Here is a 14,206-nt window from a genome sequence, read left to right on the forward strand (position 1 = left end):
GCCCCGCACAGCCCGCAGCCGGGAACCCCAGGCCGCTACGGCGAAATCCTCACGCCGCGTCCAGCGCCAGCCAGTCCGGCAGCGCCTCGAGATCGTCTTTCGCCAGCGTGAGCAGCATCGCGTCCGCCGGCGTCGGCTCGAACGGCTGCCGCAGCAGTGGCATCCCCGCCTGCTCCGGAGTCCGGTTCGCCTTGCGGTGGTTGTCCTCCGCACACGAGGCCACCGTGTTCAGCCAGGTGTCCTGCCCACCGTGCGACCGCGGTACCACGTGGTCGACGGTGGTGCCCCGCCGCCCGCAGTACGCGCACCGGTGCCGGTCCCGCACCAGCACACCCCGCCTCGACCACGGCGCCCGTCTTCGGAACGGCACCCTGACGTAGTGGCAGAGCCTGATCACCCGTGGCACCGGTATGTCGACCTCGGCCCCCCGCATCCGCAGTTCGGGGTGGGCCTGCTCGACGACCGCCTTGTCCTGGAGCACCAGAACGACGGCTCGGTTCAGCGTCACCGTCGACAGCGGCTCGAAGCTCGCGTTCAGTACCAGCGTGTCCCGCATACCAGCCCACCTCCCGTGTGCACCGGCCCACCCCTCGGCGGGCTGGGATCAACTCTGGCCGGGCACGCCGGGATGGACAACGCAATATCTGCTGCTTCGACGGGAGGCGACCCCCGCGCCCCCGGCAACAAAGATGCCCGCCCCTGATCAATTCCAAGACCAGGGGCGGGCAAACGTTCCGTGAACGCCGGGATCGACTCAGGAGCCGGCGGGCACCTCGTACTCACCGATCAGCTGGGCCCGCGCGAGCGTGTGGAACCGCAGATTGAAGCCCACCACGGCGGGCGAGGCGTCCGAGTCCGGGCCGAGTTTCTCCTGATCCACGGCGTACACCGTGAACACGTACCGGTGCGGCCCGTCCCCGGGAGGCGGCGCGGCCCCGCCGAAGTCCTTGGTGCCGTAGTCGTTGCGCGCCTGCACCACGCCCTCGGGCAGCCCTTCGAACCGGCCGCCGCCCGCACCGGCCGGCAGCTCGGTCACCGAGGCCGGGATGTCGAACGCCACCCAGTGCCAGAACCCGCTGCCCGTCGGGGCGTCCGGGTCGTAGCAGGTCACGGCGAAGCTCCTGGTCTCCGGCGGGAAGCCCGACCAGCGCAGCTGCGGCGACGTGTTGCCGCCCGCCTGCACCTGGGCGTCCCGGAGCGTCGCGCCCTCCTCGACGTCCTCGCTCGTCACCGTGAACGACGGCACGGGCGGGTGGAAGTCATGGGGGAGCGGACGTCGCTCGAACTCGGTCACCTCGGTACCTCCTGATCGACTGCGTTCGGTCGCAGCCGAGCCTAGAACCAGTTGCGCTTGCTGCCGACCTCCGACAGCCACTGGTTGAGGTACGCCGCCCAGTCCGTGCCCTGGTAGTCGTTCAGCCCCATCTGGAACGACCGGAACGTGTCGCTGCCCTCACTGAACAGACCGGGCTTCTTGTCCATCTCCAGCACGACGTCCATCGCCTGCTCGTCGGCCACGAAGGTCAGCTCGACCTGGTGCAGCCCCCGGTACTGCTGCGGCGGGAAGAACTCGATCTCCTGGTAGAACGGCAGCCGCTGACGCGTCCCGCGGACATGCCCGCGCTCCATGTCCGCGCTCTTGAACCGGAAGCCCAACTGGATGAACGCGTCCAGGATCGCCTTCTGCGCCGGCAGCGGGTGCACGTTGATCGGGTCCAGGTCACCCGAGTCCACGGCCCGCGCGATCGCCAGCTCCGTGGTCACACCGATGTTCATCCCGCGCAGCGACTGCCCGTCGATCATCGTGATCGGCGTCTCCCACGGGATCTCCAGCCCGAACGGCACCGCGTGCACCGCACCCGCCTGGAGCTCGAAGGCGCCGCCGAGCCGCGACTTGGTGAACTCGATGTTCTGCTTGTACTCCTCGTCGCCGCTCTCCACCTCGACCTTGGCCTGCAGCCCGACCGACAGACCCTCGATCCGCTGGTTCACGGACCCGCCCTGGATGCGCACCTCACCCTGGACGACCCCACCCGGAACGACGTTGTCCTCGTGCAGCACCGTCTCGACCGAAGCCCCGCCGGCTCCCAGGCTCGCGAGCAGCTTCTTGAACGCCATGTCTCTCCCCTTGTCGTCCTCTATCGCGTCGTTGCCACGCGTGGACCTTCGATCCCTAACAACGCGATCCGGCCCCGGCCGGTTCCGTGTCCGTCACCCGTGCAAGCACGGCGTCCGCTGACCACCCCACGGCAGCACCCCGGCAGGAGTACGCTCGGACGCCATGATCGCGACCCCTGACCGTACGCCCCTGCCCAGGGAGTTCTTCGACCGCCCTGTCCTCGAAGTCGCCCCCGACCTGCTCGGCCGCATCGTCGTGCGCGCCACCCCGGACGGTCCGATCGCCCTCCGCCTGACCGAGGTCGAGGCCTACGACGGCTCCAACGGTCCCGGTTCCCACGCCTATCGGGGGCGCACCCCCCGCAACAGCGTGATGTTCGGTCCTCCCGGTCACCTATACGTGTACTTCACCTACGGCATGTCAAGGCGGTCCGCATGAACGTGGACCTCCTCGCCCATCCTGCCGAAGAGGTTGCCCCCCAACTGCTCGGGAGCGTCCTCACCTGCAAGACCCTCGAGGGAACCGTGAGCATCGCGATCACGGAGACCGAGGCGTACTCCGGTGCAGCTGACCCGGCTTCCCATGCCTACCGGGGCCAGACAGCCCGTAACGCCGTCATGTTCGGACCCGCCGGACACCTGTACGTCTACCGGTCCCACGGCCTCCACTGGTGCGCCAACATCGTCACCGGGACGGACGGCATCGCCTCGGCTGTCCTCATCCGGGCCGGCAGGGTCATCGAGGGGGAAGACCTGGCACGCAAGCGGCGAGGTGAGAAGGTCGAGAGCCCACGGCTCGCCCGAGGTCCGGGGAACTTCTGCCAGGCACTCGGCATCACGGCGGAGCACAACGGCGCAGACCTCCTGACAGGTACCTCGGTCGTGTTGTCCGGGGGCGAGTCGGTACCTGCCGCACTCATCCAGGTCGGTCCTCGGGTAGGCGTGAGCAAGGCCCACGACTGGCAACACCGGTTCTACCTCGCCGGCGACCCAACGGTCTCGGCTTACCGACTGAGCCCGAGAGCCAAACCGTCCGCCGGAGCCTGAGCCGCTGTGCGCCTCGTTCACGGCTCGCCGGTGAGTCGGCGCGGAAGTTGGATCCAGAAGATGCGTGATCGTTCGCGAGCGCGGCGCGTGCTTGAAGTTTCACCTACAGCATGTGGTTCTGCACGAACCTGGTGTGCGGGCCCGAGGAACGGGCGAGCGGGGTGCCGCTGCGTGCAGGTGGGATCGTCGAGGGCGCCGAGCTCGCCCGCACCCGCCGGCTCTCGGCCCGCAACGACAAGGAACCGGCCAAAGGCCCGGCCCGCCTGGCAACGGCCCTGGGAGTGGACCGTTCCCTGGACGGTACGGACGCCTGTACCTCCGAGGACACCCCGCTGAGGATGCTCGCCGGCACCGCGGTCCCCTCCGGCCAGGTGTGCAACGGCCCGCGCACCGGAGTCTCGGGCGAGGGCGCCACACACCCCGGGCGCTTCTGGGGCGCCGACGACCCGACGGTGAGTCCGTATCGGGCCCATGTCCCGAAGCGTCGAAGGAGTTGACTCTCCACTGGAAGACGCGTAACGTGGCCCGAGCCGCTGAACCGGGTACGGCAATCGCCTGCAGCCGGAGCGGCCAACCCACTACTCAAGATCGCCCCTCAGCGGGGTCGAATTCATCGTGCTCGCATGCCTGAATTTCGAACCCGCAAGCCCGATTATGAATCGAGCGAGGGAATCGGCTAACGTGGTGAATGTCGAAAGGCCGAGGGGCGAAAGCCCTTAAGCTGGCGGCATACCCCGCTGACTGGGGGTCAGGTCGAAGAAAAGGACCTGATAGAGTCGGAGCCGCCGGAAAGGGAAACGCGAAAAGCGCAGCCCCGGAAGGCGAAACCCCGAGGAAATCGGACCGGAAAGATCTGATAGAGTCGGAAACGCAAGACCGAAGGGAAGCGCCCGGAGGAAAACCCGCCAGGGTGAGTACAAAGGAAGCGTCCGTTCCTTGAGAACTCAACAGCGTGCCAAAAATCAACGCCAGATATGTTGATACCCCGTCTCCGGCCTCCGGCCGGGACGCGGTTCCTTTGAAAAAACACAGCGAGGACGCTGTGAACCGCCGGATCATTCCTCCGGCGGTTCCGCTCCCGTGGTGTCCCCGGATCACCGGGAAGCATTCACGGAGAGTTTGATCCTGGCTCAGGACGAACGCTGGCGGCGTGCTTAACACATGCAAGTCGAACGATGAAGCCCCTCGGGGCGGATTAGTGGCGAACGGGTGAGTAACACGTGGGCAATCTGCCCTGCACTTCGGGACAAGCCCTGGAAACGGGGTCTAATACCGGATACCCGTTTCCGCAGGCATCTGCGGAAACGGAAAGCTCCGGCGGTGCAGGATGAGCCCGCGGCCTATCAGCTGGTTGGTGAGGTAACGGCTCACCAAGGCGACGACGGGTAGCCGGCCTGAGAGGGCGACCGGCCACACTGGGACTGAGACACGGCCCAGACTCCTACGGGAGGCAGCAGTGGGGAATATTGCACAATGGGCGCAAGCCTGATGCAGCGACGCCGCGTGAGGGACGACGGCCTTCGGGTTGTAAACCTCTTTCAGCAGGGAAGAAGCGCAAGTGACGGTACCTGCAGAAGAAGCGCCGGCTAACTACGTGCCAGCAGCCGCGGTAATACGTAGGGCGCGAGCGTTGTCCGGAATTATTGGGCGTAAAGAGCTCGTAGGCGGCCTGTCGCGTCAATTGTGAAAGCCCGGGGCTCAACCCCGGGTCTGCAGTCGATACGGGCAGGCTAGAGTTCGGTAGGGGAGATCGGAATTCCTGGTGTAGCGGTGAAATGCGCAGATATCAGGAGGAACACCGGTGGCGAAGGCGGATCTCTGGGCCGACACTGACGCTGAGGAGCGAAAGCGTGGGGAGCGAACAGGATTAGATACCCTGGTAGTCCACGCCGTAAACGGTGGGCACTAGGTGTGGGCGACATTCCACGTCGTCCGCGCCGCAGCTAACGCATTAAGTGCCCCGCCTGGGGAGTACGGCCGCAAGGCTAAAACTCAAAGGAATTGACGGGGGCCCGCACAAGCAGCGGAGCATGTGGCTTAATTCGACGCAACGCGAAGAACCTTACCAAGGCTTGACATACACCGGAAACACCTGGAGACAGGTGCCCCCTTGTGGTCGGTGTACAGGTGGTGCATGGCTGTCGTCAGCTCGTGTCGTGAGATGTTGGGTTAAGTCCCGCAACGAGCGCAACCCTTGTCCCGTGTTGCCAGCACGTCCCTTCGGGGGTGGTGGGGACTCACGGGAGACCGCCGGGGTCAACTCGGAGGAAGGTGGGGACGACGTCAAGTCATCATGCCCCTTATGTCTTGGGCTGCACACGTGCTACAATGGCCGGTACAATGAGCTGCGATACCGCGAGGTGGAGCGAATCTCAAAAAGCCGGTCTCAGTTCGGATTGGGGTCTGCAACTCGACCCCATGAAGTCGGAGTTGCTAGTAATCGCAGATCAGCATCGCTGCGGTGAATACGTTCCCGGGCCTTGTACACACCGCCCGTCACGTCACGAAAGTCGGTAACACCCGAAGCCGGTGGCCCAACCCCTTGCGGGAGGGAGCCGTCGAAGGTGGGACTGGCGATTGGGACGAAGTCGTAACAAGGTAGCCGTACCGGAAGGTGCGGCTGGATCACCTCCTTTCTAAGGAGCATCTAGCTGCCGCAAGGCGGCCAGAGCCACTACGCCGGCGTACGTCCGGCGGTGGTCAGCTCATGGGTGGAACGTTGATTAGTCGGTCCGGATCTCGGGCCGGTGGCTGCCAGTACTGTCCTTCGGGGCGTGGAACGCATGATCACCGGACGGGGCCGGGCCGGGCACGCTGTTGGGTGTCTGAGGGAACGAACCCTCAGTTGCCGGCCCCGGTGTACTCACTGGATCTCCAGTGGGGTGACGGGTGGTTGGTCGTTGTTTGAGAACTGCACAGTGGACGCGAGCATCTGTGGCCAAGTTTTTAAGGGCGCACGGTGGATGCCTTGGCACCAGGAACCGATGAAGGACGTGGGAGGCCACGATAGTCCCCGGGGAGCCGTCAACCAGGCTGTGATCCGGGGGTTTCCGAATGGGGAAACCCGGCAGTCGTCATGGGCTGTCACCCTTGCCTGAACACATAGGGCAAGCGGAGGGAACGCGGGGAAGTGAAACATCTCAGTACCCGCAGGAAGAGAAAACAACCGTGATTCCGGGAGTAGTGGCGAGCGAAACCGGACGAGGCCAAACCTACGACGTGTGAGACCCGGCAGGGGTTGCGTCGTGGGGGTTGTGGGATCTCTCTTCCACGGTCTGCCGGCCGTGGGACGAGTCAGAAACCGCTGAGGTAGACGAAGGACATGCGAAAGGTCCGGCGCAGAGGGTAAGACCCCCGTAGTCGAAACGTCAGCGGCTCGTTGGAGAGACACCCAAGTAGCACGGGGCCCGAGAAATCCCGTGTGAATCCGGCGGGACCACCCGCCAAGCCTAAATATTCCCTGGTGACCGATAGCGGACAGTACCGTGAGGGAATGGTGAAAAGTACCGCGGGAGCGGAGTGAAATAGTACCTGAAACCGTGTGCCTACAAGCCGTGGGAGCGTCGCATGCAGGCTTGCCTGCATGTCGTGACTGCGTGCCTTTTGAAGAATGAGCCTGCGAGTTTGCGGTGTGTTGCGAGGTTAACCCGGGTGGGGAAGCCGTAGCGAAAGCGAGTCCGAACAGGGCGCTTCAGTAGCACGCTCAAGACCCGAAGCGGAGTGATCTAGCCATGGGCAGGTTGAAGCGGAGGTAAGACTTCGTGGAGGACCGAACCCACCAGGGTTGAAAACCTGGGGGATGACCTGTGGTTAGGGGTGAAAGGCCAATCAAACTCCGTGATAGCTGGTTCTCCCCGAAATGCATTTAGGTGCAGCGTCGCGTGTTTCTTGCCGGAGGTAGAGCACTGGATAGGCGATGGGCCCTACCGGGTTACTGACCTTAGCCAAACTCCGAATGCCGGTAAGTGAGAGCGCGGCAGTGAGACCGTGGGGGATAAGCTCCATGGTCGAGAGGGAAACAGCCCAGAGCATCGACTAAGGCCCCCAAGCGTACGCTAAGTGGGAAAGGATGTGGAGTCGCACAGACAACCAGGAGGTTGGCTTAGAAGCAGCCATCCTTGAAAGAGTGCGTAATAGCTCACTGGTCTAGTGATTCCGCGCCGACAATGTAGCGGGGCTCAAGCGTACCGCCGAAGTCGTGTCATTGCGATATCAACCCCCAACGGGGATCGTGATGGGTAGGGGAGCGTCGTGTGCCGGGTGAAGCAGCCGCGGAAGCGAGTTGTGGACGGTTCACGAGTGAGAATGCAGGCATGAGTAGCGATACACACGTGAGAAACGTGTGCGCCGATTGACCAAGGGTTCCTGGGTCAAGCTGATCTGCCCAGGGTAAGTCGGGACCTAAGGCGAGGCCGACAGGCGTAGTCGATGGACAACCGGTTGATATTCCGGTACCCGCTGTGAAGCGCAAGACATCGAACCAGGCGATGCTAAGTCCGTGAAGCCGCCCCGATCTCTTCGGAGTTGAGGGGAGTGGTGGAGCCGACGGACCAGACCTGCAGTAGGTGAGTGATGGGGTGACGCAGGAAGGCAGTCCAGCCCGGGCGGTGGTTGTCCCGGGGTAAGGGTGTAGCCCGAGTGGTAGGCAAATCCGCCACTCATCCAGGGTGAGACCCGATGCCGAGCCGATTGTGGCGAAGTGGATGATCCTATGCTGTCGAGAAAAGCCTCTAGCGAGTTTCATGGCGGCCCGTACCCTAAACCGACTCAGGTGGTCAGGTAGAGAATACCGAGGCGTTCGGGTGAACTATGGTTAAGGAACTCGGCAAAATGCCCCCGTAACTTCGGGAGAAGGGGGGCCATCACCGGTGAGGGAACGTGCTTCCTGAGCTGGGGGTGGCCGCAGAGACCAGCGAGAAGCGACTGTTTACTAAAAACACAGGTCCGTGCGAAGCCGTAAGGCGAGGTATACGGACTGACGCCTGCCCGGTGCTGGAACGTTAAGGGGACCGGTCAGCTCCATTTCGGTGGGGCGAAGCTGAGAACTTAAGCGCCAGTAAACGGCGGTGGTAACTATAACCATCCTAAGGTAGCGAAATTCCTTGTCGGGTAAGTTCCGACCTGCACGAATGGCGTAACGACTTCTCGACTGTCTCAACCATAGGCCCGGTGAAATTGCACTACGAGTAAAGATGCTCGTTTCGCGCAGCAGGACGGAAAGACCCCGGGACCTTTACTACAGTTTGATATTGGTGTTCGGTTCGGCTTGTGTAGGATAGCTGGGAGACTGTGAGCCCGCCACGCCAGTGGTGGGGGAGTCGTCGTTGAAATACCAGTCTGGTCGTGCTGGATGTCTAACCTGGGTCCGTGATCCGGATCAGGGACAGTGTCTGATGGGTAGTTTAACTGGGGCGGTTGCCTCCTAAAGAGTAACGGAGGCGCCCAAAGGTTCCCTCAGCCTGGTTGGCAATCAGGTGGTGAGTGTAAGTGCACAAGGGAGCTTGACTGTGAGACCGACGGGTCGAGCAGGGACGAAAGTCGGGACTAGTGATCCGGCGGTGGCTTGTGGAAGCGCCGTCGCTCAACGGATAAAAGGTACCCCGGGGATAACAGGCTGATCTTCCCCAAGAGTCCATATCGACGGGATGGTTTGGCACCTCGATGTCGGCTCGTCGCATCCTGGGGCTGGAGTCGGTCCCAAGGGTTGGGCTGTTCGCCCATTAAAGCGGTACGCGAGCTGGGTTTAGAACGTCGTGAGACAGTTCGGTCCCTATCCGCTGCGCGCGCAGGAGTCTTGAGAAGGGCTGTCCCTAGTACGAGAGGACCGGGACGGACGAACCTCTGGTGTGCCAGTTGTCCTGCCAAGGGCATGGCTGGTTGGCTACGTTCGGGAGGGATAACCGCTGAAAGCATCTAAGCGGGAAGCCTGCTTCGAGATGAGGGCTCCCACCCACTTGATGGGGTAAGGCTCCCAGTAGACGACTGGGTTGATAGGCCGGATATGGAAGCGCCGTAAGGTGTGGAGTTGACCGGTACTAATAGGCCGAGGGCTTGTCCTCAGTTGCTCGCGTCCACTGTGTCAGTTCTGAGACAACGACTGTTGTCGGCTTTGAGCAGAACACAATAGAAGAGTGTGCTTGTTCGCTCGAAACCATTAGGGTTTCGGTGGTCATAGCGTAGGGGAAACGCCCGGTTACATTCCGAACCCGGAAGCTAAGCCTTATAGCGCCGATGGTACTGCAGGGGGGACCCTGTGGGAGAGTAGGACGCCGCCGAACAATCTTTGGAAGGACCCTTGGTCCCAGCGTTCAGCTGGGACCAAGGGTCCTTTTTTATTTCTGGAGCGCGCCGGAGGTCCGGCTGCGCGAGAATGCTTGCGGTACCGAAGACAGGAGTTACCCATGTCCACCAACTCTCCCGATGATCGACCGGAGCGCGACCAGCGGCGACGGGACAGTGGTGACCGTTCGGACCGTGGCGGTCAGCAAGGAGGCCCGCGTCGGTCCAGTGACCATGACCGCGGGGGCCGCAGGGACGGAGACCGTGACCGTGGGTTCCGTCGGGACGACCGTGGTGGCAGCCGGCCGGAGCGCGGCGGCTTCCGGGGCCGCGATGACAGCCGTGGCGGCGAGCGCGGTGGTTTCCGTCGGGATGACGACCGTGGCGACCGGGGTGGTTTCCGCGGTCGGGACGATCGTGGTGGCTTCCGTCGGGACGACCGCGATGACCGTGATCGTGGTGGCTTCCGCCGGGATGACCGGCGTGACGACCGTGGGGGTGACCGTCGGGACGACCGTGGTGGCAGCCGGCCGGAGCGCGGCGGTTACCGGGGCCGTGACGACAGCCGTGGCGGCGACCGGGGTGGCTTCCGGGGCCGCGAGGACAACCGCGGTGCCGACCGGGGTGGTTTCCGCGGTCGGGACGACCGTAGGGACGACAGCCGTGGTGGTGAGCGTGAGCGTTCCGGCTTCCGTCGGGATGACGACCGGGGTTACGGGCGCCGGGATGACCGGCGTGACGACCGTGGGGGTGACCGTCGGGACGACCGTGGTGGCAGCCGGCCGGAGCACGGTGGTTACCGGGGCCGTGACGACAGCCGTGGCGGCGACCGGGGTGGCTTCCGGGGCCGCGAGGACAACCGCGGTGCCGACCGGGGTGGTTTCCGCGGGCGTGACGATCGTGGTGGCTTCCGTCGGGACGACCGCGATGACCGTGATCGTGGTGGCTTCCGCCGTGACGACCGTGGTGATCGGGGTGGTTTCCGTCGTGATGACAGCCGTGGCGGCGAGCGCGGTGGTTTCCGCGGTCGGGACGACAGCCGTGGTGGTGAGCGTGAGCGTTCCGGCTTCCGTCGGGATGACGACCGGGGTTACGGGCGCCGGGATGACCGGCGTGATGACCGTGGGGGTGACCGTGGTGGCAGCCGGCCGGAGCACGGTGGTTACCGGGGCCGTGACGACAGCCGTGGCGGCGACCGGGGTGGCTTCCGGGGCCGCGAGGACAACCGCGGTGCCGACCGGGGTTACGGTCGGCGTGATGACAGCCGTGGCGGCGAGCGGGGTGGCTTCCGGGGCCGTGACGACCGAGGCCGTGACGACCGTGGGCGTGGACCGCGCCGGGATGACCGGGGAGGGCGGCCGGGCGGGTTCCGCGGGCGCGACGACCGGTACGGAGGCGACCGGTTCCGTGAGGAGCGCGACCGGGACCGCGAGCCCATCAAGCGGCTGCCGATCCCCGAGGACGTCACGGGCGAGGAGATCGACAAGGACGTACGGCAGGAGCTGCAGAGCCTGCCCAAGACCCTCGCGGACGATGTCGCCAAGAACCTGGTGATGGTCGCCCGGCTGATCGACGAGCACCCCGAGGAAGCCTACGGCTACTCCAAGGTGGCTCTGCGGCTGGCGTCGCGTGTCGCCGCCGTACGGGAAGCCGCCGGCTTCGCCGCCTACGCCAACCAGAAGTACTCCGAGGCGCTTGCCGAGTTCCGGGCGGCGCGGCGGATGACCGGGACCGTGGAGCTGTGGCCTCTCATGGCCGACTGCGAGCGCGGAATCGGGCGGCCGGAGAAGGCACTGGACATGGCCGGTGCTCCCGAAGTGCAGAAGCTCGACAAGGCCGGGCAGGTCGAGATGCGGCTCGTCGCGGCCGGCGCTCGGCGTGACATGGGGCAGCTGGACGCCGCCCTCGTGACGCTGCAGAGCTCCGAGCTGGCCTCTCACTCCGTGCAGCCGTGGACCGCGCGGCTGAGGTACGCGTACGCAGATGTGCTTCTCGCCGTCGGACGGGCCGGTGAGGCACGGGAGTGGTTCGCGAAGGCCCTGGAGGCCGACCGGGACGGCAGCACGGACGCTTCGGACCGGCTGGCCGAACTGGACGGCGTGGAGTTCATGGACGTGCTCGACGACGAGAGCGACGACATCGACGCCGATGCCGACTCCGAGGCTTCTGAGAGCAAGGACGAGAGCAAGGACGAGAACGACGCCGACAAGGATTGACGGCTTGCGCCTGTGACGCAGGACGAAGGGGTGGGATCTCCGGTTCATCCGACCGGGAATCCCACCCCTTTCCCTTTCCCGGGTTCCGGGTTCCTGAGCCACCCGTCAGAACGCGCGCAGCACCAGCCCCGACGCCGGCTTGGGCCCGAAGGACGTCGACTTGCGGGGCATCGTCACGCCCTGGCGGGCGAGGTCGCGGACGACCTCCTCACGGACCGGGTGCAGCAGTACCGCCGTACCGCCGTCGCGTTCCGCCTTCTCGACGGTCGCGGCCGTGTCGTGAATGTAGGCGATATGGGCCGGGGAGTCCTCGGGGATGCGCCACACCTGCTTCAGGAGCGTGGAGTGCAGGACCGTGGCGTCCAGGGTGCGCCAGGCCGCCGGGCGGTCGCCGGGGACGGTGCGGGCCAGCAGATCCGGGTCCGGGCGGTCGACGAGGTGGAAGGTGCCGTCACCGGCCAGCAGGAAGGCGTTGCCCGCGCCGGCCGCCTCGGCCAGTACCTCCATGGCGTCCGGCAGCGGGGCGTCCACGCGGCGGACCCGGAACAGGCCGTGGAGGGCGGCCAGCGCGTCCGCGACGGGCAGGCCGTGCAGCAGGCGGTGGATCGCACGGACACGCAGCGGGTACCGGGCCGTGTCGACCAGGAGCACCAGGCCGTCGTCCCAGGGACTGGGGGAGGGGTGCTCCGCGCGGAGCCGGCGGTAGGTGGCCCAGCGGTGGTGGCCGTCGGCGATGAGGGCCTGCTGGCCGGCCAGGTCGGTCCGGACCGTGGCCAGGTCGGCGGGGTCGGTGAGGGACCACAGCCGGTGACGGAAACCGTCCTCCGTGGTGGTCGCGAGGAGGGGAGGCGTCTTGGCCGTGCGCTCGATCAGGTCGGCGGTGGCATCGGTCGAACCGTCGCCGGGGTAGCTCAGCAACAGGGGCTCGAGGTTCGCGGACGTGGCCAGCATCAGGGCCGCGCGGTCGGCGACGACGTGCGGCATGACGTCCTCGTGCGGCAGGACCAGCCGCTCGTCGGGGTCCGAGACGCGCAGGGTGCCGATGATCCCGCGTTGCAGCAGTTCGTCGCCGTCGCGTTGTTCGTAGACGTACAGGCAGGGTTCGGGGTCCGTGGTCAGGACGCCCTCGGCGCGCCAGCGGTTCAGGGTGTCGGCGGCCTGGGCGTTGCGGGCCTCGGGGGTGTCGGCCTCGGGCAGGATCAGCCGGACGATGTTGTGCGGGTCGGCGGACTGCAGATGGTGCAGGCCGTCGGGGCGGACGACGACGTCGTACGGCGGGGATGTCACGGCGGCCAGGCTGCCGACCCGGTCGGGATCGTAACGAAGGCCTTGGAACGGGGTGAGTTCCAGGCCTCGGCGCGCCTTTGCTTCCGAGGGACCTGCAGTCTTCATCAGGGCATCGTACGGGGCCGGTGGCATGGGGGATGATCGGGGGAAAGCCGTCGAACGAGGAGCGATGCGGAATGAGCCGGAGCGTCAGGACGAGGCCCGAGGGCAGTGGGCAGGCCCTGAGCGAGGCGTACGACACGGCGCTGCTCGACCTCGACGGTGTGGTGTACGCGGGTGGGGAGGCGATCGTCCATGCGGTCGACTCGCTGGCCACGGCCCGCGCGGGAGGCATGCACCTGGCGTATGTGACGAACAACGCCCTGCGCACCCCGGACACGGTGGCCGCGCACCTGACGGAGCTGGGGATACCGACGGACGCCGGAGACGTGATCACGTCGGCGCAGTCGGTCGCGCGGCTGATCAGTGAGCAGGTGCCGCAGGGGGCCAGGGTGCTGGTCATCGGCGGTGAGGGCCTGCGGGTGGCGCTGGGTGAGCGCGGCCTGGTGCCCGTGGAGTCGGCGGACGACGATCCGGTCGCGGTGGCACAGGGGTACGGCGGGCCCGACTTCCCGTGGGGCCGGTTCGGGGAGGCGAGTTACGCGATCGCGCGCGGGGTGCCGTGGTTCGCGTCCAACACGGATCTGACGATCCCCAGCGGGCGGGGCATCGCCCCGGGCAACGGCGCGGCGGTGGAGGTCGTACGGATCGCCACGGGCGCCGAGCCGCAGGTGGCGGGCAAGCCGCTGCCGCCGATGCACCGGGAGACGATTCTGCGCACCGGCGCCGAACGGCCCCTGGTGGTGGGGGACCGGCTGGACACGGACATCGAGGGCGCGTTCAACGGCGGGGTGGATTCGCTGCTGGTGCTGACCGGGGTGACCGACGGGGCGCAGCTGCTGGCCGCACCGCCGCAGCACCGGCCCACCTATGTCGACGCCGACCTGCGCGGGATGCTCACCGGGCAGCCGGAGGTGACCGCGGCGGACGGCGACGGCGGATTTCGGTGCGGAGGCTGGACGGCGGCAGCGGACGGCGGGGCCCTGGCGTTGGACGGGGACGGTGCCGCTCTGGACGGACTGCGGGCGTTGTGCGCGGCGGCGTGGACAGCGGCGGGCGACGGCGTGTGCGCGTTGGACGGAGCGAAGGCGCTGGCCCGGCTGGGGTTGTGAGGCACCCTCGGTGCAGAACCTCAGAACCTCAGAACCTCAGGATCGTGA

General features: G+C 66.1%; 8 protein-coding genes, 3 rRNA genes and 2 pseudogenes. 8 read left to right on the forward strand and 5 right to left on the reverse strand.

Going from position 1 to position 14,206, the window contains the following annotated elements; translation table 11 throughout:
• Positions 1 to 49: 49 nt before the first annotated feature.
• The 3 genes from PYS65_RS28480 to PYS65_RS28490 form a co-directional block, all read right to left on the reverse strand.
• On the reverse strand, positions 50 to 556 hold the full coding sequence (locus PYS65_RS28480; RefSeq protein ID WP_279336807.1) for an HNH endonuclease: 507 nt from the start codon (positions 554 to 556) through the stop codon (positions 50 to 52).
• Between the two features lie 198 nt (positions 557 to 754).
• On the reverse strand, positions 755 to 1,294 hold the full coding sequence (locus PYS65_RS28485) for a YbhB/YbcL family Raf kinase inhibitor-like protein (protein ID WP_279336808.1): 540 nt from the start codon (positions 1,292 to 1,294) through the stop codon (positions 755 to 757).
• 41 nt (positions 1,295 to 1,335) lie between these two features.
• Positions 1,336 to 2,118, reverse strand: coding sequence for a sporulation protein (locus PYS65_RS28490; RefSeq protein WP_279336809.1), 783 nt, complete (start codon positions 2,116 to 2,118; stop codon positions 1,336 to 1,338).
• Positions 2,119 to 2,281: 163 nt separating this feature from the next.
• Here PYS65_RS28490 and PYS65_RS28495 point away from each other — a divergent pair.
• From PYS65_RS28495 to rrf, 6 genes and pseudogenes are all read left to right on the forward strand, one after another.
• Positions 2,282 to 2,539 (forward strand): annotated as a pseudogene (locus PYS65_RS28495) (DNA-3-methyladenine glycosylase); the annotation flags it as partial.
• A 14-nt stretch (positions 2,540 to 2,553) separates the two neighbouring features.
• Positions 2,554 to 3,165: a DNA-3-methyladenine glycosylase gene (locus PYS65_RS28500; RefSeq protein WP_279336810.1), complete on the forward strand. Its 612-nt coding sequence runs from the start codon at positions 2,554 to 2,556 to the stop codon at positions 3,163 to 3,165.
• A 98-nt stretch (positions 3,166 to 3,263) separates the two neighbouring features.
• A pseudogene (locus tag PYS65_RS28505) lies at positions 3,264 to 3,662 on the forward strand (DNA-3-methyladenine glycosylase); the annotation flags it as partial.
• Between the two features lie 610 nt (positions 3,663 to 4,272).
• Positions 4,273 to 5,801: ribosomal RNA gene (locus PYS65_RS28510) — 16S ribosomal RNA — on the forward strand.
• A 300-nt stretch (positions 5,802 to 6,101) separates the two neighbouring features.
• Positions 6,102 to 9,224: ribosomal RNA gene (locus PYS65_RS28515) — 23S ribosomal RNA — on the forward strand.
• A gap of 102 nt (positions 9,225 to 9,326) precedes the next feature.
• Positions 9,327 to 9,443 (forward strand): 5S ribosomal RNA (rrf, locus tag PYS65_RS28520).
• The 16S, 23S and 5S rRNA genes sit together here, the layout of an rRNA operon.
• 117 nt (positions 9,444 to 9,560) lie before the next feature.
• Here the strand turns inward: rrf and PYS65_RS28525 are convergent.
• Entirely contained in the window at positions 9,561 to 11,024 is a 1,464-nt protein-coding gene (locus PYS65_RS28525; protein WP_279336811.1) for a hypothetical protein, read from the reverse strand.
• Here PYS65_RS28525 and PYS65_RS28530 point away from each other — a divergent pair.
• Positions 10,998 to 11,660, forward strand: coding sequence for a tetratricopeptide repeat protein (locus PYS65_RS28530; protein ID WP_279336812.1), 663 nt, complete (start codon positions 10,998 to 11,000; stop codon positions 11,658 to 11,660). The two genes, PYS65_RS28525 and PYS65_RS28530, sit on opposite strands and share 27 nt — an antisense overlap.
• A gap of 105 nt (positions 11,661 to 11,765) precedes the next feature.
• Here the strand turns inward: PYS65_RS28530 and PYS65_RS28535 are convergent, their stop codons facing one another.
• Positions 11,766 to 13,052 carry a DUF1015 domain-containing protein gene (locus PYS65_RS28535; RefSeq protein WP_279336813.1) on the reverse strand — a complete coding sequence of 429 codons (1,287 nt, stop codon included), beginning with the start codon at positions 13,050 to 13,052 and terminating at the stop codon, positions 11,766 to 11,768.
• Positions 13,053 to 13,123: 71 nt separating this feature from the next.
• On the opposite strand from PYS65_RS28535, the gene PYS65_RS28540 reads away from it, so the two are divergent.
• Positions 13,124 to 14,158, forward strand: a complete 1,035-nt coding sequence (locus PYS65_RS28540) for an HAD hydrolase-like protein (RefSeq protein WP_279336814.1) — start codon at positions 13,124 to 13,126, stop codon at positions 14,156 to 14,158.
• Positions 14,159 to 14,206: the final 48 nt, after the last annotated feature.

The organism is Streptomyces cathayae (assembly GCF_029760955.1).
Classification (GTDB): domain Bacteria; phylum Actinomycetota; class Actinomycetes; order Streptomycetales; family Streptomycetaceae; genus Streptomyces; species Streptomyces cathayae.

Bases quoted from the DNA above. Each gene is read 5' to 3' on its own strand.
- PYS65_RS28480 (WP_279336807.1), bottom strand. From the start codon at position 556: ATGCGGGACACGCTGGTACTGAACGCGAGCTTCGAGCCGCTGTCGACG.
- PYS65_RS28490 (WP_279336809.1), bottom strand. From the start codon at position 2,118: ATGGCGTTCAAGAAGCTGCTCGCGAGCCTGGGAGCCGGCGGGGCTTCG.
- PYS65_RS28500 (WP_279336810.1), top strand. From the start codon at position 2,554: ATGAACGTGGACCTCCTCGCCCATCCTGCCGAAGAGGTTGCCCCCCAA.
- PYS65_RS28530 (WP_279336812.1), top strand. From the start codon at position 10,998: ATGGTCGCCCGGCTGATCGACGAGCACCCCGAGGAAGCCTACGGCTAC.
- PYS65_RS28535 (WP_279336813.1), bottom strand. From the start codon at position 13,052: ATGAAGACTGCAGGTCCCTCGGAAGCAAAGGCGCGCCGAGGCCTGGAA.
- PYS65_RS28540 (WP_279336814.1), top strand. From the start codon at position 13,124: ATGAGCCGGAGCGTCAGGACGAGGCCCGAGGGCAGTGGGCAGGCCCTG.